Origin of the sequence: Bacillus sp. C28GYM-DRY-1 (assembly GCF_030519405.1) — a bacterium.
In the GTDB taxonomy this organism is placed as follows: Bacteria; Bacillota; Bacilli; order Bacillales; family Bacillaceae; genus Bacillus; species Bacillus spizizenii_A.
In genome coordinates this window covers 171,868-197,947 of the sequence record NZ_JAUMKF010000001.1, presented here as the reverse complement: position 1 = coordinate 197,947, position 26,080 = coordinate 171,868, and the positions used below count along the sequence as shown (strand labels likewise).

Below are 26,080 nucleotides of genomic sequence, written 5' to 3'. Positions count from 1 at the left end.
ACGGTCACCTTTTTTCTATTGTTCGCTTTTTTGCATCAATACTTTTGCCGGCTTTAACAGCCCTTTTTTTGCAGGATGGGGGAAATAAATCGCCAAACAGCTTCCGGATTCAGTAAAAACGGCTATGCGGTCTTCGCTTGCCATTTCAGAAAACTGCTCGGGCGTCTCAAGCAAGGCCCCATTTTCTACTTTCTTAGCTAATGTATCACTTATGATCCATTTCGGCAAATGATTGAGCGCACGTTCAATAGGAACTGTATGCTCTCCCACGGTTCCGGACTGGACCTGTGCTTCCAGATCTTCAAAGGTAAAGCATTCATCAAGAGAGAAATCTCCGGATGCTGTGCGAATTAAATGAGACATATGAGCCGGATATCCGAGTTTTTCCCCGATCATGACCGCCAGCGTCCTTACATAGGTCCCTTTAGAGCATGTCACTGTAAATCGAAAGCTTGCGGTTTCTCCGTTATGTTTAATCTCTGTCGTCAGTGCGATGTCTTCAATGGTAATCATGCGTTTCGGACGTTCTACTTCAATCCCTGCTCTTGCGTACTCGTATAATTTTTTGCCGTTTACTTTTACAGCGGAATACATGGGAGGAATTTGCTCCTGTTTACCCTTTAAACTGTTTAACACCTTTTCTACTTCCGCTTTATCAATGTCTTGATTGACGGGCTTTGTTTCAACCGTTTCGCCGGTTTGATCCTCAGTTGTCGTTGAAAAGCCAAGCGTTATTTCCGCATCATACGTTTTAGACTTTTCAGTTAAGTATTCGACAATTTTTGTCGCTCTTCCCACACAAATCGGAAGCACGCCTGATACTTCTGGATCGAGCGTCCCCGTATGTCCTACTTTTTTTGTTTTTAACAGTTTGCGGATCTTCATGACACAGTCATGCGATGTCATGCCGACTGGTTTATGTAAAAGGAGAACTCCGTTAACCATTCGTCTTTCACTCCTTCTTTTGAGCTTTTCTCTTTAAACGCAGAAAAGAGGACAGACGATATACGCCTATCCTCTCCCTTTTTATTCAGATGGTTTCTCTGAATGTATTTCGTGAATCAGTGTTTCGATACGATTTCCGTAATCGATTGATTCATCGAATTCAAATTCAATTTCAGGTGTTTTTCGAAGTCTGATGCGGCTGCCAATTTCGGATCGGATAAATCCTTTTGCTTTTTCCAGCCCTTTCAGCGCTTCCTCCCGTTTCTTCTCGTCACCGAGAACCGAGATATACACCTTTGCAATTTGCAAATCACCTGATACACGTACATCCGTTACTGTCAGAAAACCAATTCTCGGATCTTTCAGCTTGCGGCTGATAATATCACCGAGTTCTTTTTTCATTTGCTCGCCGACACGGTTTGCTCTCATACTCAATTCAATCACCTCTAAGTTAAAACCATTCTGTCCTAGTGATAGTCCGTTCAATTTCAGGAAAAGAATCGATAAACGCTAGGACGCGCTGCAGCTCTTTTTCTGTTTGAACGCGAGAGGAAGTAACAGCGGCGATTCCGAAGCTGGTCCTTTGCCATGTGTCCTGATAGCCAATTTCCGAAATCGAAACATTGAACTTGTTTTGAACCCTGGTTAGAATCCGCTTCAGAACGGCACGCTTTTCTTTTAGCGATCCTGCATCATAAATGATGCATTCACACTCCGCAAATCCGATCACGTTCTTTCAATTTCTTGCATGACAAACGCTTCAAGAATGTCACCTTCGCGAATGTCATTGTATTTCTTAATTGTAATACCACATTCATAGCCTTGTGAAACTTCTTTCACATCGTCTTTAAAACGTTTCAGAACGTCTACTTCGCCTTCGAAGATGACGACGCCGTCACGAATTAAACGGAGGCCGCTGTTGCGCGTAATGGTTCCTTCAGTAACATATCCGCCGGCAATTGTACCGATTTTAGATACTTTGAATGTTTGGCGTACTTCTACTTGACCAATTACTTTTTCTTCATATTCAGGATCAAGCATGCCCTTCATGGCAGCTTCAATCTCGTCGATTACTTTGTAAATGATACGGTGAAGGCGAATATCTACATTTTCAGCTTCAGCCGTACTCTTAGCATTTCCGTCCGGTCTCACATTAAACCCGATAACAATTGCATTGGAAGCAGATGCCAAGATAATGTCAGATTCGGTAATTGCACCAACGCCTGTATGGATGATTTTTACTTTAACGCCCTCTACTTCAATTTTTTGAAGTGCGGCTGTTAAAGCTTCAGCAGATCCTTGAACGTCAGCTTTAACGATGATGTTGATGTCTTTTACATCACCCTGTTTAATTTGCTCGAATAAGTCATCAAGACTCAGCTTCGCTTTATCGCTGCGCTGCTCTTCAAGCTGTTTCGAAGCACGGGCTTCCCCAACAGAACGAGCTGTTTTTTCATCTTTAAAGACAAGGAATTGGTCTCCCGCTTGAGGGACATCATTCAAACCGGTAATTTCAACCGGAGTTGACGGGCCGGCAGTTTTCACACGGCGTCCAATGTCGTTAACCATTGCACGGACACGGCCAAATGTGTTGCCGACTACGATCGGATCACCGACATGCAGTGTTCCAGTCTGTACGAGCAATGTCGCAACTGACCCTCTGCCTTTATCGAGTTCTGCTTCAATAACCGTTCCTTTTGCCTGGCGATTCGGATTCGCTTTCAATTCTTCTACTTCACTGACAAGCAAAATCATTTCAACGAGTTCATCAATGCCTTTCCCGGTTAAAGCGGAAAGCGGAACAAAAATTGTTTCCCCGCCCCAAGCTTCAGGGACAAGTCCGTATTCCGTCAGTTCTTGCATCACACGGTCAGGATTTGCGGATTCTTTATCGACTTTATTCACAGCCACGATAATTGGAACCTCAGCAGCTTTTGCATGGTTAATCGCTTCTACTGTTTGCGGCATTACACCGTCATCAGCAGCAACAACGAGAATTGTAATATCAGTTACTTCCGCACCGCGTGCACGCATCGTTGTAAATGCGGCGTGGCCCGGAGTATCCAAGAACGTAATTTTCTTGCCGTTCTCTTCAATTTGATAAGCACCAATATGCTGAGTGATCCCGCCTGCTTCTCCTTCAACAACCTTCGTTTTACGGATGCTGTCAAGAAGCGTCGTTTTCCCGTGGTCAACGTGACCCATGATCGTAACGACAGGAGGACGAATTTCAAGATCCTCTTCATTATCAGGCTCTTCGTATTTTTCCAGCTCTGTTTCCTCAAGCACAATAACTTCTTCTGTTTCAACACCATATTCTGATGCAATGAGTTCAATTGTGTCTTTATCAAGCTCTTGGTTAATGGTTGCCATTACGCCAAGGAGCATCAGTTTTTTAATGATTTCTGAAGGCTCTTTACCAAGCTCTTCAGCCAGTGCGCCGACTGTTAATGTGCCAGAGAATGTAATTTTCTCAGGGAGCTCTTTTTTCGGCTTTACAGGCTTTTGCTGATGTTGGTTTTTATTGTTGTGGTTGCGTTTGTTTTTTTTGTTGTTGTTATTCTTCTTGTTTTTGTTAAATTGATTATTCTGCACGTCATTCTTCTTTCCGTCTCGAATTTTATTTGGTTGATTTCCAGCTGATTGCTGATTGATCCCTTGCGGCTGTTTGTTTTTGTTCGTTTCTGCTGGCTTTTGAGATTTAGCGGCTGCGCCGCCTTTTTTATATTTGGCATCAAGCTGTTTAATGGCCTTTTCCTCAAGCATGGCCATATGATTATTCACTTCTAAATCCATGTTTTTCAGTGCGGTTAAAATTTCCTTACTTGAAACATTTAACGCTTTTGCATATTCGTATACTCTCATTTTAGCCATTCGTTCACCCCCAAAAATATTAATCGAGCAAGCTGATCAGCTTATTCGCAAAACCTTGGTCAGTGACGGCGACAACGACACGGGCTTCTTTACCGATAGAGCGTCCAAGAACCGCGCGACTCTCGACTTTTTTATAAGGGACTTTATAATAATTGCACTTGTCGGTTACTTTTTTCGCTGTGTTAGAAGATGCATCCTCTGTAAGCAGGACAAGCTTTGCACGCGCATTCCTGATTTCTTTTATTACCAAGTCTTCGCCTGACACGACCTTACGAGCTCGATTGGCCAGACCCAGCAAGGGAAACCATTCCATTCCAGACATTTTATTTTTTCACCTTTTCCGCCAGTTCCAGCAATTCATCGAAAATCTGGTCATCGATTTGTGATTGAAATTGATTTTGCAAAGTGTTTTTCTTTTTTGCTGTTAAGATGCACTCTTTATCCAGCGTTAAATAAGCACCCCGCCCGTTCTTTTTTCCGGTCGGGTCTACTGAGACTTCGCCTTCTTTCGAACGTACAACTCGGATCAGTTCCTTTTTAGGCTTCATTTCACCAGTCACTACACATTTGCGTAACGGGATCTTTTTGTGTTTATTCACCTAAGGTCACCTCTTATTCATCCGATTCAGCAGTTTCAGGCTCCGTAAAGAGCGGCTCATCGTCTTCTTCTTCAAGTTCTCTCGGATAGATTCCAAGTTCTCTTGCGTCCGTTTCGCTCTTAATATCAATCTTCCAGCCTGTCAGTTTAGCAGCTAAGCGTGCGTTTTGTCCTCTTTTACCAATCGCCAGGGACAGCTGGTAATCAGGAACAATCACAGTTGTCGCTTTTTCTTCTTCATTAACCATGACATCCAGCACTTTCGAAGGGCTGAGCGCATTCGCGACAAATTCTACAGGATCACTGGACCAGTTGACAATGTCAATTTTTTCACCTTTTAATTCATTGACGATCGCCTGAACACGCTGGCCTTTAGGGCCTACGCATGAGCCGACAGGGTCCACGTCAGGATCGTCTGTTCGAACAGAAATTTTTGAACGGTCGCCAGCTTCTCTGGCAACAGATTTCAGCTCGACAGTTCCATCATAAATTTCAGGCACTTCAATTTCAAACAAACGCTTTAACAGGCCTGGATGTGTTCTTGACACATAAATCTGCGGGCCCTTCGTCGTTTTTTCTACTTTTGTGATGTATACCTTAATGCGATCATGAGGCTTGTAGCTTTCATTCGGCATCTGCTCATTAACCGGCAGCAAGGCTTCAATTTTGCCTAAAGACACGTAGATAAACTTATTGTCCAGGCGCTGAACGATACCTGTCATGATGTCTTCTTCACGGTCGATAAATTCAGAATATATTACACCGCGCTCAGCTTCGCGCACACGCTGTGTGACGACCTGCTTCGCTGTTTGAGCAGCTATGCGCCCGAAATCCTTAGGCGTTACTTCGATTTCAACGACATCGCCGACCATATATTCCGGATGGATGCCCTGCGCCTCTTCAATAGAGATCTCCAGCCTTTGGTCGTATACTTCGTCAACGACATCTTTTCTTGCAAATACACGGATGGAGCCTGTTTCACGGTTTAAATCCACCCGTACATTTTGCGCTTGATTAAAATTCCGCTTATAAGCAGAAATTAACGCAGCTTCGATTGCTTCAATGATAATTTCTTTGCTGATGCCTTTTTCTTTTTCAAGAATCGTGAGAGCATCTAATAATTCACTGCTCATTTAACGGTCTCCCCCCTTAAAACATTTGTATTCATCAGAATGTAACAGCTAATCTTGCATTAGCTATCTTTTCATACGGAATATTAATCCGTTTCTTTCTTGTTTTGATCGTGATCTCAACTGTCACTGTTTGTCCATCAAATTCAGCCAGTTCACCTTCAAACACTTTTACGCCCTCAATAGGCTCATAAGTCTTAATATACACATTTTTTCCAAGTGATTTTTCGAAATCGGCTTTTTTCTTTAGCGGACGCTCAGCTCCCGGAGATGAGACTTCAAGAAAGTAATTTTGGCTGATTGGATCTGCCTCATCAAGCTTTTCGCTTAAAGCTTCGCTTACTTTGGCACATTCCTCAATATCCACACCGTCATCGGAATCAATAAACACGCGAAGGAACCAGCTTTGACCCTCTTTGACAAATTCAATGTCAACGAGTTCCAGCTGAAGGCTGTCTACGATTGGCTGAGCCATTTCTTGAACGGTGTCAGTCACTTTTTTGCTCATGTTCTTCCTCCTTGTGCTGTCGATATCATATTCGTCTCGTCACTCTGCATAAAAACCCTGCTTCAAGAGAGCAGGGGCTAAAAAGTAAACGATGAACATGTCGAGACAAAATTCTCTTGTTCAATACAAAAGAGCGGGTTTCCCCACTCTTTGCCTCGGTAATCGTTAGCATTTCCAATAAAACTATACCATAACCATATTTTTATTGCAAATGAATATACGCTTACCTTCATACCTAAGCAAATGACAGAAACTCTAATGTTACGATGGCACTTTTTGCGGATATATATGCATAGAAGCAGAATTCCGAGAGAAATTCTGCTTCTATGTTAGAACAATGACAATTGGTTTTGATCAGGCAGTGATTCGAGGCAGCCGTGACGATCTAAATACTCTAGAATCGTTTTTGACACTTTCCCTCTCTTTTGCAAATCTTCTTTTGAGAGGAATTCGCCTTCTTCACGAGCCTTTACAATGTTTAGAGCGGCGTTCGTCCCTAATCCAGGAATGGAGTTAAACGGCGGGATAAGACTGTTGCCGTCAATAATGAACTCTGTAGCGCTGGAGCGATATAAATCGACTTTTTGGAATGAATAGCCTCTCTCACACATTTCAAGCGCTAATTCTAAAACAGTCAGAAGGTTTTTTTCCTTCGGAGAAGCATCAAGCCCTTTAGAATTAATATCCTCCATTACCGCCTTGATTGCCGTAGAGCCCTTGATCATTGTATCGATATCAAAGTCGTCTGCACGAACGGTAAAATAAGCCGCATAATACAGAAGCGCATGATGTACTTTAAAGTAAGCAATGCGGACTGCCATTAATACATAAGCCGCGGCGTGGGCTTTCGGGAACATGTATTTAATCTTTTTACAAGAATCAATATACCAGTCTGGGACATTGTTATTTTTCATTTCTTCTTCCCATTCAGGAGTTAATCCTTTTCCTTTACGCACAAATTCCATGATTTTAAAGGCAAGGGACGGCTCAAGGCCTTGATAGATTAAATAAACCATAATGTCGTCACGGCAGCCGATAACCTCACTCAGCTCACAAATATTATTGTGGATGAGCTCTTGCGCATTGCCGAGCCATACATCAGTTCCATGAGACAAGCCCGAAATCTGAACGAGCTCGGAAAAAGTTGTCGGCTTTGTGTCTTCAAGCATCTGCCGGACAAATCTTGTTCCGAATTCAGGGATTCCAAGAGTTCCTGTTTTACAGCCGATCTGTTCTTCTGTAACACCGAGTGATTCGGGTCCCTGGAAAATCTTCATCACTTCAGGATCATCGGTTGGAATTGTTTTCGGATCAATTCCGCTTAAGTCTTGAAGCATCCGAATGACGGTCGGGTCATCGTGTCCGAGAATATCCAGTTTTAACAGGTTATCATGGATGGAGTGGAAATCAAAATGAGTCGTTTTCCACTCTGAACCCGTGGCATCTGCCGGGAACTGAATCGGTGAAAAATCATAAATATCCATATAATCCGGAACTACGATAATACCCCCAGGGTGCTGTCCAGTTGTACGTTTTACACCTGTACATCCTTGTACGAGCCGATCTACTTCGGCCCCGCGCATATGGAGATTATGGTCTCCGGCGTAGCCTTTTACATAACCGTAGGCTGTTTTTTCTGCAACTGTGCCTATTGTTCCCGCTCGATATACATTGTCTTCTCCGAACAATACTTTTGTGTAATTGTGTGCTTGGGGCTGATATTCCCCTGAGAAGTTCAAATCGATATCAGGTACTTTGTCCCCTTTAAATCCTAGGAACGTTTCAAACGGAATATCATGGCCGTCTTTTTTCAAAGGTGTTCCGCAATGAGGACATAGCTTGTCGGGCAAGTCAAAACCGGAACCGACAGAACCGTCATTAAAGAACTCAGAATGCTGGCACTCAGAGCAGACATAGTGCGGCGGCAGCGGGTTAACCTCAGTAATCTCAGTAAGCGTCGCAACTAATGAAGATCCTACGGAACCACGGGAACCTACGAGATACCCGTCATCTAGTGAACGTTTTACAAGTTTGTGAGAGATCAAGTAAATAACAGCGAAGCCGTGTCCAATGATACTCTTTAATTCTTTTTCAATCCGCGCTTCGACAATTTCAGGCAGCTGTTCGCCGTAAATGCTTCTTGCACGCTGATAGCTCATTTCTCTGATTTCTTCATCGGCGCCTTCAATTTTCGGTGTATACAAATCATCTTTAATCGGCTTGATATCATCGATTAAAGAAGCAACCTTTTGGGTATTGGTAACAACGATTTCCTTCGCTTTTTCTTCGCCTAAAAAAGAAAATGCTTCAAGCATTTCGTCTGTCGTTCTGAAATGCACTTTCGGGAGTTCATGTCTGTTCAGCGGATTGGCGCCGCCTTGAGAAGATATTAAAATCTTTCTGTAAATTTTATCCTCATCATTCAAGTAATGTACATTTCCCGTAGCAACAACCGGTTTATTAAGCTTTTCACCCAATTTCGTGATATTCGCAATAATTTCTTTCAGCGATTTTTCATCGCGGACCAGTTCAAGCTCCAGCAAGTGACGGTACACTTCAGGCGGCTGAACCTCAAGATAATCATAGAATGACGCCACATCTTCAACCTCTTCAGGCGACTTTTGCATCATCCCTTCAAAAACCTCTCCCCTGTCACAGGCTGAACCGATCAGAAGCCCTTCCCTGTATTTCTCAAGCTGAGACCTCGGGATACGTGGCACTCTGTAAAAATAATGAATATGCGAAAGTGACACAAGCTTAAATAAATTTTTAAGCCCCGTGCTGTTCACAGCGAGTATTGTTGCATGATACGGTCTAGATCTTTGATAAGCGTTGGACTGACCCATATTTTCATTCAGCTCATCATGGTATTGAATGCCTTTTTCAGCTGCGTCTTTCAACATTTTCAGAAGCAAGTAAGCAGTCGCCTCAGTATCATAGATCGCTCGGTGATGCTGTGTCAATTCGATATCAAACTTTTTACAAAGTGTGTTCAAACGGTGGTTCTTAAATTCCGGATAGAGAAAACGGCCAAGCTCAAGCGTATCAATGACTGGGTTTTTAGCTTTTTCGACTTCAAGAAGCTTTTTATAAGCTACGTTTAAGAATCCCATATCAAAGCTCGCATTATGAGCGACAAGGATATCATCGCCAATCCATTCTCTGAAATCTCTTATCACATCTACGACATCAGGAGCGTCGCGAAGCATATCATCGGTGATGCCAGTCAGCTCTATGATCGTGGCTGAAAGCGGACGGTGCGGGTTCGCAAACGCCTCAAATTTATCAATAATTTCTCCGCCTTTTACTTTTACTGCAGCCAGCTCAATAATGGTATCGTATACAGCAGACAGTCCCGTCGTCTCGACGTCAAAAACAACATATGTTTCTTCCTCAAGCAGACGGTGTGCAGCGTTATAAGCAATTGGCACGCCATCATCAACGAGATTCGCTTCCATTCCGTAAATCATTTTAATTCCATGCTTTTTGGCGGCAGCATACGCATCAGGGAAGGATTGAACGACAGCATGGTCCGTCAAAGCGATGGCCTCATGCCCCCATTTTTTCGCCTGTTCGACAAGCTTTCCAATACCTGTAACAGCATCCATTTGGCTCATCGGAGAATGCAAATGCAATTCCACTCTTTTTTCTCCTTCAGGAGCCGAATCTTCCCGGGTTTTTGCTTTTATTTCGTTTACATCATTTGCGATCATGACGAGATCTCTGACGAAAGTGTCATTTTGAATGCTTCCGCGTGCTTTTACCCACATTCCTTTTTTCAGAGACTTCATTAGTGCCGCATCTTCTTTTTCACGTGCAAACATTTTGATTAAAATACTATTTGTGTAGTCTGTAATTTTGAAGATACACAGCGTACGCCCGCTTTTCAGCTCGCGGGTCTCCACGTCAAACACGTAACCTTGGACTGTAATTCTCCGTTCTTCGTCCATGATGCTGTCAAGCGTCCTGATTTCTTCGTTATCTTTAATTTGGTAACCGATGACAAGAGGCCCAGATGGCACTTGATCTTCATCACTTTCTTTATCTTTCTTCTCCATTTCAATCAGCGCCTGCATGGCCCGCTCTTGGTCTTCTGCAAGCTTTTGCTCCCGAAACTTTTGAACTTCTTGCTCGGATACAAATATTTCAGCGTCAAGCTGAAGGTCTGGGAACCCAAATTGACGGTAGCCGGCTTGTATCATGGAACTGTATTTGTTCTTAAGAGCAGCCGCTTCTGTATCCGTTTTTGTTTTGACAATTAGTTTATTACCCTTCAGCTTCGGTTTTTGCTGGTTTAAGAGACTGATAATCGGCGGCGAAATGCCTTGCAATTCTTCAATGCATCGTGACCAGTAGTCTTGAACGATACTTTCACTAACGTCGGCATCCTGCACTTCAATTGAAGATGTCACTTTTGCTATGTGGGCAAACGATTGCGTCAGCCTCGTTGTTAATGTGTCATATATTTGAAAAGGCAGCAAAGATTTAAATTGAAAATGAAAATGCCAAGACTTAGAAGCTTTGTGTATTGTCAGCTTTTTAATCTCGCCATCTTCAAAGTATGTCATGAAGGTATCATCTGTCATATTAATCTGCTGCAGAAGAATTTGAAACTGCCTTCTGTTTACTGATAACTGTTCCATTAAGACAGTATCCCTCCCTAAAAACATCATAAGTGAAGGTACCTCAGGCAATGAGGTACCTTCTATTATTTCTATTTTAACATGTTTTTTGATAAATCGTTATGGTGATTACTGCTTGCAGATAAAAGCAGATAATTCGTCTACTGAAACCTCAGTTGACTCACCCGTTTGACGGATTTTCACTTCGACAATTCCTTCGTCCGCTCGTTTTCCGACAGTGATGCGGATTGGAAGGCCAATTAGATCTGAATCAGCGAATTTTACGCCGGCGCGTTCAGTACGATCATCATAGAGCACTTCATAGCCTTCTGCTTTTAAATTGGCATACAGCTTTTCAGCAAGCTCTCTTTGCGAATCGTTTTTCATATTCAAAGCAAGAATATGAAGATCGTACGGCGCAACGCTTTTTGGCCATATTAATCCTTTTTCGTCGTGATGCTGTTCAGCAATAGCTGAAAGCGTTCTTGACACACCTACTCCGTAACAGCCCATCAGCATTGGTTGTGCGCGTCCGTTTTCGTCTAAGTATGTCGCATTCATCGCTTCAGAATAGCGTGTTCCGAGTTTAAAGACTTGTCCAACCTCAATTCCTTCCGCAAAACGGATCGTGCCCTTACCATCTGGTGAAGGATCACCTTCTTTAATGAAACGAAGATCAGCGAATTCTTTAATATGCGCATCACGGTTCACGTTGACATTTTTATAATGATGATCTCCTTCATTCGCACCGGCAACAGCATTGACCATTGCTTTCACAGCCTGATCGGCATATACTTCAACATCTTGATTGACACCGACAGGACCGACAAAGCCTGGCTCTGTTCCGAGCTGCTGAATGACCTCTTCAGATGTGGCAAGCTCCACAACTTCTGCTTGAAGCAGGTTTTTCACTTTAATATCGTTGACTTCATGGTCGCCTCTTACAAGCACTAAGACAAAACGGTCATCTGCTTTAAACAAGACCGATTTAATGCAGGTTTCAGCGGAAACCTGTAAAAACGCAGTCAGTTCTTCAATTGTTTTCACGTTTGGCGTGTGGACTTTCTCTAAAGCCTTAGGCTCTTCATCAGAAGGTACTTCTCGGTAAAGAACTTCAGCCATTTCGATATTAGCCGCATAGTGTGATTCATCTGAATATGCAATTGTATCCTCACCGATTGCAGAAAGTGCCATAAACTCGTGCGTATCCTTTCCTCCCATTGCACCTGAATCGGCAATGACAGGTCTTACATTAATGCCGCAGCGGGCAAAAATATTAGAATAGGCCTCGTACATTTTTTGATACGTTTCATCCAGACTCTCTTCAGATGCATGGAAAGAATACGCATCCTTCATAATAAATTCGCGGCCTCTTAACAAACCGAAGCGAGGACGTTTTTCATCTCTGAACTTAGACTGAATTTGATACAGAGTCAGAGGGAGACGTTTATAAGATTTAACCTCATCGCGAACAAGTGAAGTGATAATTTCTTCATGCGTAGCCCCTAAAGCAAACTCACGGCCATGACGGTCTTTTAGTCTCATCAGTTCATGGCCATACGTATACCATCTGCCTGATTCCTGCCATGTCTCAGCCTGCTGCAATGCGGGCATAAGCATTTCAACGGCATCAATTTTCTCCATTTCTTCACGAACAATCTGCTGAATGTTTTGAATCACCTTATACGCAAGAGGCATATAGCTGTATACCCCGCTCGTATTCTGTCTGATAAATCCTGCTCTCAGAAGAAGCTGATGACTTTTTGCTTCGGCATCAGCTGGAACTTCACGGAGCGTAGGAATAAGCGTCAAGCTTTGTCTCATTTCTTCGCACCTCTGATTGATTTACTTTTCGTTTACAAGAACAGCCGCTGGATATCATTCCATGTGACGACCAGCATAAGAAGCATTAAGAAAGCTACCCCGATAAACACAACAAATGCTTCTTTTTCCCTGTTAATCGGCTTGCCCCGAATTGCTTCAATAAATAGGAATAACAGTCTTCCTCCGTCAAGTGCCGGAATTGGAAGCAAGTTGACAATCCCAAGGTTAATGCTTAGAAACGCAGCAAACTGAAATAAGTTCACTAACCCTGTTTTCGCCACTTGGTCTGTCATGTCATATATGCCGACCGGACCTGACAGCATATCAAGTTTAAATTGGCCTGTTACTAATTTGCTTAAGTTGGTTAAAATGGCTTTGGTGACATCAACTGTTGATGTCGCGCCGTAAGCAACTGCTGATAGAACACCTTTTTCAGTCGGCGCATAGGAACCGAAACGTCCGATTGTTTTTTTGTTCTCATCCTTTACAGCTTCCGGAGTCACTGCAATATGAAGCGTTTTGTCATTTCTTTTTACATAAACATCCATTTCTTTTTCCGGATTTTCTTTTACAGCGGAGACAATGTCAGTCCAGGACCTCATTTTCTCTCCGTTAATGCTTTGGATATAATCCCCTTCTTTTAGCCCCGCTACGGCCGCCCGGCCATTGTCTGTCAGCTGCCCAAGCACAGGCTCATTAGACGGCACGCCTTGAATCAGCCCAAGCATCACTAAAATGACGTAAGCTAAAATAAAGTTCATAATCGGCCCTGCAGCAATCGCTTTAATCCGCTGCCACACAGGTTTGGAACCAAATTGGCGATTATACGGCGCAATCTGCACTTCTTCTCCGTCTACAATGAAAAAGGATGTTTGGCTGACAGTAAAGCTGGAAAGCTCATCCTCTTTCCCCTGTTCATAGCCTGTGATCTTCATGTCATGCTCTAAATCCGCTGTTTCTACTTCGATGACTAAAGCATTCGGGTATTTTTCCTTTTGATTGATGATGACTTTCTCAACTTGATCTTCTTTATTAAATAGAAGCCCAACCGTGTAACCGGGTTTCACCTCAATCATTTCCGGATCTTCGCCAGCCATACGGACAAATCCGCCGACTGGAAGGAGCCTGATCGTATAAACTGTTTCATTCTTTTTGAAAGAAAAAATCTTTGGACCGAAGCCGATCGCAAATTCACGGCAGAGAATTCCCGCTCTTTGGGCTAGCAATAAATGGCCCAGTTCATGGAAGAAAACGAGCGTTCCGAAAATAATGATAAACGCTATAACTGTATTCACGAACATACCACCTTATGTGAGTATTGAATTGACGTATCCCCGGGTATCTTTGTCCACTTCTTGAATGTCCGCCAGACTCGGTTTTTTAACTAGCTGATGGCGAGATAGTGCCTTTTCGATACAGTCTTCAATAGCCAAAAACGGTATCTTGCCGGCTAAAAAGGCAGCGACAGCTACTTCATTTGCCGCATTAAGCACTGTCGGCATTGTTCCTCCTATTTTACCTGATTCAAAAGCAAATTGTAAGCAGCGGAACCTGTCAAAATCAGCTTTCTCAAAATGGAGGCTGCCGATTTCCCATAATTCAAGCCTTTTCGCATCTGGTAATGGCAACCGGTCAGGGTAAGTGAGCGCATATTGAATTGGAACCCTCATATCCGGAGTTCCGAGCTGTGCGATCACACTTTTGTCATGGAACTCAACCATTGAATGGATGATGCTCTCCTTATGTAAGACCACATCAATTTGATCATATGGTATATCGAAAAGCCAATGTGCCTCGATCACCTCTAACCCCTTATTCATCATTGTAGCCGAATCAATCGTAATTTTTGCACCCATTGACCAATTTGGATGTTTTAATGCGTCCTCAACTGTTACTGATTCGAGCTCCTCCCGCGTCTTGTCCCGAAAACTTCCGCCGGATGCCGTAATGATGAGGCGTTCGATGTTTTTAGCCTGTTCGCCTTGCAGCACTTGAAAAATGGCTGAATGCTCACTGTCAACAGGCAGCAGCGGAACATCGAATTTCTTAGCGTGTTCTTTTACTATATGCCCTGCAGTGACAAGAGTTTCCTTATTTGCAAGCGCAATTGTTTTTTTCTGTTCAATTGCCTTTAACGTAGGGATAAGACCAACACTTCCGAGCAAGGCGTTGACAACGGTGTCAACCTCCTCCATTACTGCTGCTTCTATCAGTCCCTCTTCCCCAAGCCCGATTTGGCATTCAAAAGAAAAAGACATTTGTTTTAATTTACGATATGTATCTAGATCACCGACAGAGACAAACTTCGGCTGAAAGGCCTCTATCATTGGGACGGCCTTATCAATATTTCTGCCAAACGACATAGATACCAGCTGAAATTGATCTTGATGTGTACGAAGTACGTCAAGTGTCTGTTCGCCGATTGATCCTGTTGCTCCTAAAAGACAAATATTCTTCAAAGTTGCCACTACTCCTATTCTTTTTGCTGCATAATCAGTCTCATATTCATATTAGACGTTTTTATGAAAAAATGGCAAGCAGAAAGTACAAGAAAGGCATAACAAACAAGAAACTGTCAAAACGGTCTAAGATACCGCCATGCCCGGGAAGAATCTTTCCAGAATCCTTTACATCATAATGTCTTTTTAAGGCGGATTCCACTAAATCTCCAAGTTGTCCGAAGACAGACAAAAACAGCGTGATCAATAACAGATAGATATACGGGACCGGAAGGTGTGCAACAACCTGAAAAATCGTCGCCAATACAAGCGCGATAACAATTCCACCTACAAATCCTTCCACTGTTTTATTCGGACTGATTTCAGGCCACAGTTTTCGCTTACCAAGCGCTTTCCCGACAAAATATGCACCGGAATCAGTGGACCAAATCACGACACACGCGTAAAAAATGTATGTTAACCCGTATTGGTCAAGATTTCTGATTTCTATAAAATAATGAAAACACATTCCGATGTAAATTGCTGCAAGCATAATAAAACCGACTTCATCAAAAGTAAAGGTGTTTTTCACCAACACTGTGTAAGTCAGCAAAAGCAGTACCGCAAACAAAGCGATTTCCATTTTTGAAATACCGTCCGCTTCAAAAAACGAATACTGGCTTGGCAATAAGAACATCCACAATAATAAAAGGCCGATCAAACCCGGCAGTGAAACCAGCTTCAGCTTTTTCATTCGTAAAAGTTCAAAAAGCGCCACACTGCCCATAACATAAATTAATATGGTGAACGGCAATTTCCCGACAATAACCAAAAATAAAAATACAATTGCTGCCAGAACACCTGTCAAAATTCTTTGTTTCATGTGCACCATCCTCTAAATTCCGCCAAACCTCCGGCCTCTTTGCTGATATTCTCCTAACGCCTGTAAGAAGTGATCTTCTTTAAAGTCAGGCCACAAGACGTCAGTAAAGACAAATTCACTGTAGGCAACCTGCCATAGCATAAAATTGCTTAGTCTAATCTCGCCGCTCGTTCGAATTAAAAGTTCAGGATCCTGCAAAGATTCAGTCATTAAATAATTAGAAAAAAGAGATTCATCGATGTCTTCAATATTCAAAGAGCCATCCTTCACTTTTTCCGCAAGTGTTTTTGCAGCAGTGACAATCTCTGTACGGCCTCCATAATTAAGAGCAAAATTAAGAATCATTCCGTCGTTTTGTGCCGTATCCTGTACCGCCTTTTCAATCGCACGTAATGTGTGTGCCGGCAAAGCCGTTTTATCTCCAATGATCCGAACCTGTACATTTTCCTCAACAAGTTCTGGAAGATACGTATTCAAAAATTCTTCCGGAAGTTTCATCAAAAAATCGACTTCCATTTTCGGCCTCTTCCAGTTTTCTGTTGAGAATGCATACAATGTCAGTACTTTTACACCTAATTCGTTTGCAAGCTTCGTTGTCCTTTTTACCACCTTCATCCCTTCATGGTGGCCTGCAATTCGGGGAAGAGAGCGTTTTTTAGCCCAACGGCCATTTCCATCCATGATAATGGCGATGTGTTCGGGAATTTCTCCCTTAAGTATGTCTTCTTTTGTATAACGTTCTAAGTTGGAAGCCGCAGTTTGCTGGTTCTTCCAATTTTTGAGTATGTTGAGCATGAGATTCCTCCGTCACCCAAAAAGGTTGCATTCCCTGCTGATAATCAATGTAATCAACAGTATTAACAAAAAAACCCCCTGTAAACATGAGAGGGTCTTTTCACTATTATCTATTGTACATAGTTTTTCATTAAACTTCCATGATTTCTTTTTCTTTGTCTTTTGTGACACTGTCAATTTTTGACACATATTCATCTGTCAGTTTTTGAACGTCTTCAGTTGAAGCACGCAGTTCATCCTCGGTAATGTCTCCGTTTTTCTCAAGTTTTTTGAGATCATCGTTAGCATCACGGCGAACGTTACGGACAGCTACTTTCGCGTCTTCAGCATATTTTTTTACAACTTTCACTAATTCTTTCCGTCTTTCTTCTGTTAACGCCGGTATCGCAATTCGAATCATATTGCCGTCACTTGTTGGCGTAATACCTAGATCAGCTTTTAAAATTGCTTTTTCGATATCGCCGATTGCTGATTTGTCGTACGGCGTTACAACGAGCATACGAGCTTCAGGCACGTTAATAGAAGAGAGCTGATTTAAAGGTGTCTGTGCTCCGTAATATTCAACCGTTACTTTATCTAATAGAGATGGATTTGCACGGCCTGCGCGTACAGTAGCCAATTCACGTTGATAAGCAGCAATTGCTTTTTCCATTTTTTCTTTTGTTTGAGTTAATACTTCTTTTGACACGTTATTTCCCCCTCACGATCGTTCCGATTGATTCACCGATAACGGCACGTTTGATGTTTCCTTCTTCCATAATAGAAAAGACGATAAGCGGAATGTCATTATCCATGCATAAAGATGATGCTGTTGAATCCATGACTTCCAGGCCGTCTTTAAGAACGTCAAGATAAGAAAGTGATTCATACTTAACAGCTGATTCATCTTTTCTAGGATCAGCGTTATACACACCGTCAACATTATTTTTAGCCATTAAAATAACGTCTGCTTCAATTTCAGCAGCCCGCAGTGCAGCTGTCGTATCAGTTGAGAAATATGGGTTTCCTGTGCCCGCAGCGAAAATAACGACACGTTTTTTCTCTAAGTGGCGTATCGCTTTTCTTCTTATGTACGGTTCAGCAACTTGTCTCATTTCAATGGATGTTTGCACTCTGGACTGGATTCCGAGTGTTTCCAAGCTGTCTTGGAGAGCAAGCGAATTCATAACTGTTGCCAGCATTCCCATATAGTCCGCAGTTGCACGGTCCATGCCCAGGTCACTTCCTGTTTTTCCGCGCCATAAGTTGCCGCCGCCTACTACAACAGCCACTTCGACTTCAAGCTCAGCGATTTCTTTCACTTGCTTTGCAATGGATTGAATGACAGTTGGGTTAATTCCGTTTCCCTGTTCTCCTGCCAATGCTTCCCCGCTAAGCTTTAATACGATACGTTTGTATTTTGGTTTTTCCATGATAACCTCCAAGTGTAAACATTGCCGTTTTCTATTATGCAAGAGAAAAAAAGGTTTGTAAATATAGTTTTAAAAATAGGGAACACAAAGTGTGTCCCCTATACTGCCTGAAAAGACGCGACTTGGCCGCGAAATCTTTTCGCCATTATTTTTTCACTTGGTTCATTACTTCTTCAGCAAAGTTTTCTTGACGTTTTTCGATGCCTTCTCCAACTTCATAGCGTACATAAGTTTGAACAGTTGCGTTTTTCGCTGCAACCACTTGTTTCACTTTTTCATCTGGGTTTTTAACGAACGCTTGGTCTAAAAGACAAATTTCTTCGAAGAATTTGTTCAGACGGCCTTCAACCATCTTCGCTACGATGTTTTCAGGTTTACCTTCTTGAAGGGCTTGCTGAGTTAAAATTTGACGCTCATGATTTCTTTCTTCTTCAGATACTTGATCACGAGAAATGTAACGAGGGTTAACCGCAGCAACGTGCATTGCGATATCTTTCGCAGTTTCTTCGTCAGTTGTACCGTTTAGAACAGTTAATACGCCGATGCGGCCGCCCATGTGTAGGTAAGCACCGAATGCAGAGCTGTCGTCTTTTGTAAGAACTGTAAAGCGGCGAAGAGTGATTTTCTCACCAATTTTAGCAACTGCACTTGTGATGTATTCTTCAACAGTAGAGCCATTTTCCATTTTTTGAGCCATTGCTTCTTCAACATCTGCTGGAGCATTTGCTAGAAGGTGGTCAGCTAAAGTGTTAAGTAGCTCTTTGAAGCCTTCGTTTTTCGCAACGAAGTCAGTTTCAGAGTTTACTTCTAAGATAACGCCTTTGTTGCCGTCAGTTTTAATAAGAGTAGAACCTTCTGCCGCGATACGGTCAGCTTTTTTCGCTGCTTTCGCAATCCCTTTTTCTCTTAAAAGGTCAATTGCTTTGTCCATATCTCCGTCAGTTTCAGTTAACGCTTTTTTACAATCCATCATGCCCGCGCCAGTTTTTTCACGCAGTTCTTTTACTTGCTGTGCAGTAATTGCCATTTGTATTCCTCCTTATATGTTAAAACAAGAGTATGTATATTACACATTTTTCTTGAAAAAAGGTGATAAAAGGCAGTCCCTCTTATCACCTTTTGAATAGGTTACGCAGTTGTTGTTTCTGTTTCTGGTGCAGTTTCTTCAGCAACTTCCGCTTCTTCTTCGCCTTGCTTCGCTTCTAAGATTGCATCTGCCATTTTAGAAGTTAGAAGTTTAACAGCACGGATAGCGTCATCGTTCGCTGGGATGACAACATCGATTTCATCTGGATCACAGTTAGTATCTACGATACCGATGATAGGGATGTTTAATTTGCGAGCTTCCGCAACAGCGATGCGCTCTTTACGAGGATCGATGATGAACAATGCATCAGGAAGATCCTTCATATCTTTAATTCCGCCCAGGAATTTTTCAAGACGCTCTAATTCTTTTTTCAATTGAACAACTTCTTTTTTAGGAAGTACATCGAACGTACCGTTTTCTTGCATTTTTTCAATGTCTTTAAGACGTTTAATACGTTTTTGGATTGTTTCAAAGTTTGTTAACGTACCGCCCAACCAGCGTTGGTTGACATAGTACATGCCAGAGCGTTGAGCTTCTTCTTTAACAGAATCTTGAGCTTGTTTTTTTGTTCCGACGAAAAGGATTTTTCCGCCTTCAGCAGCAAGATTTTTAGTGAAGTTGTAAGCTTCCTCTACTTTTTTGACTGTTTTTTGAAGGTCAATGATGTAGATTCCGTTACGCTCCGTGAAAATATAACGCTTCATTTTTGGGTTCCAACGGCGTGTTTGGTGACCGAAGTGAACACCAGCTTCAAGCAATTGCTTCATAGAAATGACTGACATGTTATTTCCTCCTAATATAATGGTTTTTTTCCTCCGCTTAGGTCATTTTTGTGCAGAACTGCCGCCTGCAGCACCCTCTGCATAAATCGTTAAGCGTGTGTATTTAACACCAAGACATAATATAACACAGCTTTATCCGACAATCAAGAATCCTTTACACCTTTGGAGCGAAATTTTAAAAATAGCTCGATTTCTGTCTTTCCGCTCTTCAGTTTCTGAGCAATTTGACTGGCCGAATACCCCTGCTCATATAATTCTATGGCCCGGTCTTCAAATGATTGGGCAATACTGTTTACGCTCTCTTCCTGACGCTCAACCTCAGTAATCAGACCTTTAAGAGGATTCTCTTCTTCTCGAGCAGCATCCGGCTCTGAATCTTTTTCAGGGTGCCGAAGGTCTGAATTTTCGGTTTCTTCTTCCGTATGACTTGAAGGTGAATCGATATTTTCTATCAGTTTCTCATTTTCTTCTTTTAATTCAAGAAGAAATGCAGCCAGTGTGTTTTCCGTCTCTTCAAGTATCTTCTTTTGCTGTTTTTCTGTTTCCTTCACAGCCGCGAGCCTCGTATACAAGATAATGACAGCGTACAGAAGAACGCCGTGGAGCGTAAAGCTTAAAAGCCATAATAGTGTTGACATGTTTTTCACTCGCTAACCATGAATTTCTTTATTGAATCACTTTTTCCAGCAGATTCTTTAATTTAAATAATGCCTTTGAATGGATCTGTGATATGCGGGACGTAGAAAGATTTAATACTTGTCCGATTTCTGTCAATGTCAGCTCCTCTTTGTAGAACAAACTGACAACAAGCTGTTCTTTTTCAGAGAGTTCGTGAATTTTTTCAGCAAGCTGTGCAATCAGTTCATCCTTCATAATCTTTTCTTCAGGCGGAATATTCTTGTCATCTCTGATCATGACCTGAATGTTTTCACCGTCATCTTGATCATGGAGCTTTTCATCAATTGACAGCAGATTTGCAAAAAAACCTTCATTCATTGTTGACACGACATCCTGTACCGTCATTCCGAGTTCCTCTGCAATTTCTGCGGGCGATACATTCCGAAGATAACGCTGTTCAAGCTTTTCAATTGCTGCTTCAACCTTCTTTGTTTTTTCGCGTGAGGTTCTGGGCAGCCAATCTTCTTTACGAAGCCCGTCTATGATTGCGCCGCGAATTCTAAACGAGGCGTAGGTATCAAATTTTAAGTCCCGGCTGGGGTCAAATTTTTCAAGGGCATCATATAAACCAAGCATACCAAGGCTCATAAGATCGTCTTTATGCACTGATTTCGGCAGCCCGACAGAAATTCTGCCTACATGATATGTAACAAGCGGCATGTAACGGCGCATTAAATCGTCACCGGCTTTAGGATCTTTCCACTCTTTCCAGCGCGTCCAAAGCACCTGATCTTCATAATTCAAGGATTGCATTGTTATCCCCCTAATACCTTAATTAAATCGTTTTTTCACCTTGTTTAACAGTTCGAATATGCAGCATGCAGGACTTCGGTTCAAATTCTATCGTCCGGCCGCTTGAGCCACCCGTATCTTCACTAATGATAGGAATATTATATAAAGACAGCTGTTCTTTTATCGCTAATACATTTCTCGGTCCTATCTTCATCAAATCATTTGTCGATTTAAATTTAAACATCTCTGATCCGCCGGCCAGCTTTGCTTTTAATGCGAATTTCCGGCATCCCGCTTCTATCAACATATCAATCGTGGTCTTTACGGCTGTGTCAGCATACTTAGCCCGATTGAGTTTGGCAGTTTTCGATAACGTCGAATCAGGAAGCATGACATGAACAAGCCCCGCCGTCTGCTTTTCTTTATCATAAAGCACCAGTCCCACACATGATCCCAACCCAGAGGTCCTGATGGTGTCCGGGAAGCTGGCGATCTTCACATCAGCAATTCCAACCTTTACAACAACAGCCTCAGTTGTACTCATAATGATGCACCCAAGGCAACAAAGAGCTTTTCAAATGAATCATAGTCCGGCAGCATAAACATATGCGCTTTCAGCTTTTGCTGATGGCTTTGGTCAAAAATTGACGTGTCCACAACAATAGCGTGTTCTCCGACCTGACTGAGTTCCATCAATCCTTCGCTTATCACAGCGCCGAACATGTCCAGTGAAACTTCAGGAACACTTGGATAAAGCTGGAGTTTCGTCAAATCCGCCAAAGCTGTTAAATATGATCCTGCTAAAATATTGCCCAGTTCATGCAAAGCGGATGAGCTCATATGATCTTCGCCTAAGTCTTCTATATCAAAATCGGGGTTTCCAATCAGCTCTCTGATAAACTGCTCCGCCTGATAAAAAGGCATTATAAAGAACATTGAACCCGTTAAGTCGCCTTCCATTCTTAAAAAAATGCTGGCAACCGGGATATCGGCGCCGCCGAAAAAATCGACAAGCTCATCGAAAGACAACAGCTTTGCAAATGGGACTTCCATATCTATCTTTCTATTTAACAGCTGTGCCATTGCAGAGGCGGAGTGGCCAGCGCCTATATTGCCGACTTCCCGCAAAATGTCCATCTGCTCTTCTTTGATTCCATTAAAAATACTCATGTCATAACCCCTTTAAGATTAAGCTTGATCGGGCACAGCGGACTGAGATGATTCTTTATCCAAAACCGCGTTCGCATCAATAATATTTAAGAGTCTGTTCTCTTGTTTCACAATCTGTTCGATCGACACATCCGTATCTTTCTGGATGCTTTCTGGAGCGGATTCGATTTCACTTTCTTGTACGGTTATCACATCATTAGCTTCATCCACGATCCAGCCGATTTCAGTATCACGATAAGCAATAATGATAATTCGTGTTTCATCGGTAATATCATACTCTGGCAAATTCAGGCGTTTTCTTAAATCAATAACCGGAGTCACTACCCCGCGCAAATTGATTACTCCGCAAATATATGGTAAGACGCCAGGCACTCTCGTTGGCTTTTGCCATTTTTCAATTGATTTCACCTGAGTGACGGAAATAGCATATTCTTTGCCATTAACCATAAAGACAATCATTTTTTCGCCCGTTTTAATTTCCGCAGTCATGTGAGACACCTCCTCGAATGGTTAAATAATCAGTGCATTACAATCAATAATGAGCGCTACTTCTCCATCTCCTAAAATAGTAGCTCCGGAAATTGCAAAGACGTTTGTTAAATAATCTCCGAGTGATTTCAGCACAACTTCCTGTTGGCCAATAAAGGAGTCCACCACAAATGCAGTAGGTTTGTCGCCTTTTTTCACGATAATGATATGGAGCTGTTCCGCATCTTGTCTTGTATCTTCTATTTTAAACTCTTCTTTTAAATAAACGACAGGGACAATATGCCCTCTAAAGTCAATCACTTCACGGTCATGCGTTTGCAAAATGTCTTTTCTGTCAATAACTGCCGTTTCAATAATTGAAGAAATTGGAATAGCAAATGTCTCTTCTTCCAATTTGATCAGGAGAACTGAAATAATGGACAAGGTAAGCGGAAGCTGGATGCTGAATAGAGAGCCTTGACCTTCTGCAGATTTCACACTGACTGAACCGCCCAGAGACTCCAGCTTGTTTTTTACAACATCAAGTCCGACACCACGGCCGGAAATATCAGAAATCTGATCAGCAGTAGAGAACCCTGGAGCAAAGATCAATTCGTAAATTTCATTGTCTTCCAAGGTTTCAGCTTCTTTTTCCGTAATGACCCCGCGCTCAAGCGCTTTTTCAAGAATTTTTTTACGATTAAGGCCTGCACCATCATCCTCTACCTCAATAAAGACATGGTTGCCGCTGTGATAGGCTTTAAGCACAACTTTTCCAGATTCCGGTTTTCCCTTTTGCAAACGTGTTTCCGGTGACTCGATACCATGATCAATACTGTTTCTGATCAAGTGAACGAGAGGATCTCCGATTTCATCAATTACTGTTCGATCCAGTTCAGTTTCCGCACCGACAATCGAGAGTTCAATTTTTTTATTCAGCTCTTTTTGAAGCTGGCGAATCATTCTCGGGAAGCGGTTAAAAACGGTTTCAACCGGAACCATTCTCATATTAAGAATAATCGATTGCAAATCCCCAGAAATTCTCGTCATTCGTTCAACCGTTTCAGTCAGTTCATTGTGCTCAAGCTCTTTTGCAATCTGCTCGAGACGCCCGCGGTCAATGACAAGCTCTTCAAATAAGTTCATTAAAGAATCAAGTCTGTCAATGTTGACACGAATTGTTTTAGAACCGCCGGCTGTATGCTTCGCCTGTTCTTCGTTTTTAGCAGGCTGTTTTGGTTTCTCCTGCTTCACAGGTACAGGTGCTGGCAAATCTGCCGGCTTAGATTCTTCCGGCTTTTCAGCTGTTGTTAAAGGAGCCCCTTGAATGACTTCAACATGCTCAATTTCTGAGACGCCATTGATTAATTGTGCAATCTCTTCCGCTGATTGTTGTGTTAAGAAACAAACTTGAAAGTCAGTGCCGAAATCTTCTGTTTCAAGCACTTCCGCACTCGGAATTGTTTTGGCTACTTCTCCAATTTCATTAAGTTTCTCAAACACCATATAGACACGAACTGCTTTTAACATACAGTTTTCGTTTAGAGAAATCTTGACTTCATATCGTTTGAAACCTTGCTCCTCCGCTTCTTGTATGACAGTCCGCTCAAATTCATCATATTTCCAATCAGATGCTGTATTCTGTGCTTCTGCAGGTTCCGCAGAGGCAGCTATTTCAGTGTGTGCACCATTCACATCAAGCTTTGCACTCACTTCTGAGATATCTCTTTTACCATCCCCGCCATCAATAATAGATTGAACCATGGCTTCCAGGTGATCCAGGGTTTCAAACAAAATATCCAGCCATTCTGGGGTAACTGCCATGTCTCCGTTTCGGATTGCATCCAGCACATTCTCAAGCAGGTGGGTTAGATGTGCTAAGTCGGTATAGCCCATCGTTGCGCTCATTCCTTTTAATGTATGGGCAGCCCTGAATATATCATGTACGAGCTGAAGGTCAGTCGGGTCTTTCTCTAAAAGGAGAAGCTTTTCATTACATGTTTGTAAATGTTCTTTACTCTCATCAATAAAGACATCTAAATACTGATTCATATCCATTTGAATCACACCCTCTCTTTTTTCACACAGCTTGTGATGGATGCTGCGATATCTTCCACATGTTTAATCTCATGGATGAGCCCCGCTTTAACAGCTGCTTTCGGCATCCCATATACGACACAAGATTCTTCAGACTCCGCGATGGCTTTCACATTGCCGGCCGTAAGCATATCTCTTAAGCCGGCAGTGCCGTCACTTCCCATTCCGGTCATGATAACCGCTACTTTTTCATAGTCTGCCAGTTTTCCGACAGAACGGAATAAATGATCAGCTGATGGTTTATGACGGCTTGGCGTATCGAGATTATCAAGCACGATCTGGAGTCCTGCGCTGTTTTTGATAACGGATATGTTTTTGCCTCCCGGTGCTATGTAAACACAGCCGTTAAGAGCTGTTTCACCATCTTTTGCTTCTTTAACTTGAATGTCAGATAAATGATTCAGCCGCTCAGCCAATGAAGCAGTAAAACCTTCAGGCATGTGCTGAACAACAACCACTGGTGCGCTTAAATCCTTAGGGAGCTTCGGTATCACCTTTTGTAACGCTCTTGGACCGCCTGTTGAAGTGCCGATACATACAATTTGTCTGCCTGTGCCGGGGTTCGGCTTGCTTAATTCAGGCTTTACAGCACGCACTATAGGTTCAGGCCGAACTGCCTGTGAAACAGGCTGTTTCCGCTTGCCGGAAAGCCCAGCCGCGATGACACGTTCAACTAATTGTTCTTTAATTTTGTACAAATCCAGAGATATGGAGCCTGATGGTTTTGTGATAAAGTCAAAGGCGCCGATCTCTAAACAATTAATAGTGCACTCTTTACCTTTCTCTGTCTGGCTTGACACCATGATGACCGGCAAGTTATAAATCTCAATAATGTTTCGCAGTGTGTCTGTCCCGTTCATAACCGGCATTTCAACATCAAGAGTAATAACATCCGGCTTCAGTAATTCAATCTTCTTAAGCGCTTCTTCTCCGTTTCTCGCAGTTCCGATTACCTCTATCTGCTTTTCCTCGGTTAAAAAATCACTTATCATTTTTCTCATGAAAGCTGAATCATCAACTACAAGCACACGAATCAA

25 protein-coding genes are annotated in these 26,080 nt (G+C 42.4%); all 25 read right to left on the bottom strand.

Annotated features, from left to right (window positions below; all coding sequences use genetic code 11):
* Positions 1-15 precede the first annotated feature (15 nt).
* Positions 16-945: a tRNA pseudouridine(55) synthase TruB gene (gene truB / locus Q3W56_RS00995; RefSeq protein ID WP_019714438.1), complete on the bottom strand. Its 930-nt coding sequence runs from the start codon at positions 943-945 to the stop codon at positions 16-18.
* Positions 946-1,026: 81 nt separating this feature from the next.
* Positions 1,027-1,380, bottom strand: a complete 354-nt coding sequence (gene rbfA, locus Q3W56_RS00990; protein WP_003220952.1) for a 30S ribosome-binding factor RbfA — start codon at positions 1,378-1,380, stop codon at positions 1,027-1,029.
* A gap of 16 nt (positions 1,381-1,396) precedes the next feature.
* Positions 1,397-1,675, bottom strand: coding sequence for a DUF503 domain-containing protein (locus Q3W56_RS00985; protein WP_302894192.1), 279 nt, complete (start codon positions 1,673-1,675; stop codon positions 1,397-1,399).
* Positions 1,672-3,819 carry a translation initiation factor IF-2 gene (infB, locus tag Q3W56_RS00980; protein WP_302894191.1) on the bottom strand — a complete coding sequence of 716 codons (2,148 nt, stop codon included), beginning with the start codon at positions 3,817-3,819 and terminating at the stop codon, positions 1,672-1,674. The genes Q3W56_RS00985 and infB overlap by 4 nt, the downstream gene beginning before the upstream one ends.
* A gap of 19 nt (positions 3,820-3,838) precedes the next feature.
* Positions 3,839-4,141 carry a YlxQ family RNA-binding protein gene (locus tag Q3W56_RS00975; protein WP_003220946.1) on the bottom strand — a complete coding sequence of 101 codons (303 nt, stop codon included), beginning with the start codon at positions 4,139-4,141 and terminating at the stop codon, positions 3,839-3,841.
* A gap of 1 nt (position 4,142) precedes the next feature.
* Positions 4,143-4,418 (bottom strand): glucose-induced regulator RulR, encoded by a 276-nt coding sequence (gene rulR, locus Q3W56_RS00970; RefSeq protein WP_019714436.1) that lies wholly within the window; start codon positions 4,416-4,418, stop codon positions 4,143-4,145.
* 13 nt (positions 4,419-4,431) lie between these two features.
* The gene (gene nusA / locus Q3W56_RS00965) at positions 4,432-5,550 is read right to left on the bottom strand and encodes a transcription termination factor NusA (protein WP_302894190.1); all 1,119 of its coding nucleotides are present in this window, start codon (positions 5,548-5,550) and stop codon (positions 4,432-4,434) included.
* Between the two features lie 34 nt (positions 5,551-5,584).
* Complete coding sequence (gene rimP, locus Q3W56_RS00960) at positions 5,585-6,055, bottom strand: ribosome maturation factor RimP (RefSeq protein WP_003220940.1); 471 nt, start codon at positions 6,053-6,055, stop codon at positions 5,585-5,587.
* Between the two features lie 329 nt (positions 6,056-6,384).
* The gene (locus tag Q3W56_RS00955; protein ID WP_302894189.1) at positions 6,385-10,698 is read right to left on the bottom strand and encodes a PolC-type DNA polymerase III; all 4,314 of its coding nucleotides are present in this window, start codon (positions 10,696-10,698) and stop codon (positions 6,385-6,387) included.
* A gap of 108 nt (positions 10,699-10,806) precedes the next feature.
* Complete coding sequence (proS, locus tag Q3W56_RS00950; protein ID WP_302894188.1) at positions 10,807-12,501, bottom strand: proline--tRNA ligase; 1,695 nt, start codon at positions 12,499-12,501, stop codon at positions 10,807-10,809.
* A gap of 32 nt (positions 12,502-12,533) precedes the next feature.
* The gene (gene rseP, locus Q3W56_RS00945; RefSeq protein WP_302894187.1) at positions 12,534-13,802 is read right to left on the bottom strand and encodes an RIP metalloprotease RseP; all 1,269 of its coding nucleotides are present in this window, start codon (positions 13,800-13,802) and stop codon (positions 12,534-12,536) included.
* Positions 13,803-13,808: 6 nt separating this feature from the next.
* A complete protein-coding gene (dxr, locus tag Q3W56_RS00940; RefSeq protein ID WP_302894186.1) occupies positions 13,809-14,960 on the bottom strand; it encodes a 1-deoxy-D-xylulose-5-phosphate reductoisomerase in 1,152 nt (383 codons plus the stop codon).
* A gap of 61 nt (positions 14,961-15,021) precedes the next feature.
* The gene (gene cdsA / locus Q3W56_RS00935) at positions 15,022-15,831 is read right to left on the bottom strand and encodes a phosphatidate cytidylyltransferase (RefSeq protein ID WP_302894185.1); all 810 of its coding nucleotides are present in this window, start codon (positions 15,829-15,831) and stop codon (positions 15,022-15,024) included.
* A gap of 3 nt (positions 15,832-15,834) precedes the next feature.
* Positions 15,835-16,617, bottom strand: coding sequence for an undecaprenyl pyrophosphate synthase (locus Q3W56_RS00930; RefSeq protein ID WP_268400199.1), 783 nt, complete (start codon positions 16,615-16,617; stop codon positions 15,835-15,837).
* Positions 16,618-16,747: 130 nt separating this feature from the next.
* Positions 16,748-17,305: a ribosome recycling factor gene (gene frr, locus Q3W56_RS00925; protein WP_003220926.1), complete on the bottom strand. Its 558-nt coding sequence runs from the start codon at positions 17,303-17,305 to the stop codon at positions 16,748-16,750.
* A 1-nt stretch (position 17,306) separates the two neighbouring features.
* Positions 17,307-18,029, bottom strand: a complete 723-nt coding sequence (pyrH, locus tag Q3W56_RS00920; RefSeq protein WP_003220923.1) for a UMP kinase — start codon at positions 18,027-18,029, stop codon at positions 17,307-17,309.
* A 145-nt stretch (positions 18,030-18,174) separates the two neighbouring features.
* Complete coding sequence (gene tsf / locus Q3W56_RS00915; RefSeq protein ID WP_019714429.1) at positions 18,175-19,056, bottom strand: translation elongation factor Ts; 882 nt, start codon at positions 19,054-19,056, stop codon at positions 18,175-18,177.
* A gap of 101 nt (positions 19,057-19,157) precedes the next feature.
* Positions 19,158-19,898: a 30S ribosomal protein S2 gene (gene rpsB, locus Q3W56_RS00910; RefSeq protein ID WP_003220918.1), complete on the bottom strand. Its 741-nt coding sequence runs from the start codon at positions 19,896-19,898 to the stop codon at positions 19,158-19,160.
* A 143-nt stretch (positions 19,899-20,041) separates the two neighbouring features.
* Positions 20,042-20,536, bottom strand: a complete 495-nt coding sequence (locus Q3W56_RS00905) for a DUF6115 domain-containing protein (protein ID WP_302894184.1) — start codon at positions 20,534-20,536, stop codon at positions 20,042-20,044.
* A 28-nt stretch (positions 20,537-20,564) separates the two neighbouring features.
* Positions 20,565-21,329, bottom strand: coding sequence for an RNA polymerase sigma-28 factor SigD (gene sigD, locus Q3W56_RS00900; RefSeq protein ID WP_019714427.1), 765 nt, complete (start codon positions 21,327-21,329; stop codon positions 20,565-20,567).
* A 22-nt stretch (positions 21,330-21,351) separates the two neighbouring features.
* Complete coding sequence (gene cheD / locus Q3W56_RS00895; protein ID WP_302894183.1) at positions 21,352-21,852, bottom strand: chemoreceptor glutamine deamidase CheD; 501 nt, start codon at positions 21,850-21,852, stop codon at positions 21,352-21,354.
* Positions 21,849-22,478, bottom strand: a complete 630-nt coding sequence (cheC, locus tag Q3W56_RS00890; RefSeq protein ID WP_019714425.1) for a CheY-P phosphatase CheC — start codon at positions 22,476-22,478, stop codon at positions 21,849-21,851. The genes cheD and cheC overlap by 4 nt, the downstream gene beginning before the upstream one ends.
* A gap of 18 nt (positions 22,479-22,496) precedes the next feature.
* Positions 22,497-22,967: a chemotaxis protein CheW gene (gene cheW, locus Q3W56_RS00885; RefSeq protein ID WP_302894182.1), complete on the bottom strand. Its 471-nt coding sequence runs from the start codon at positions 22,965-22,967 to the stop codon at positions 22,497-22,499.
* Positions 22,968-22,988: 21 nt separating this feature from the next.
* Complete coding sequence (gene cheA, locus Q3W56_RS00880) at positions 22,989-25,004, bottom strand: chemotaxis protein CheA (protein WP_302894181.1); 2,016 nt, start codon at positions 25,002-25,004, stop codon at positions 22,989-22,991.
* Between the two features lie 5 nt (positions 25,005-25,009).
* Complete coding sequence (gene cheB, locus Q3W56_RS00875; RefSeq protein ID WP_302894180.1) at positions 25,010-26,080, bottom strand: protein-glutamate O-methylesterase CheB; 1,071 nt, start codon at positions 26,078-26,080, stop codon at positions 25,010-25,012.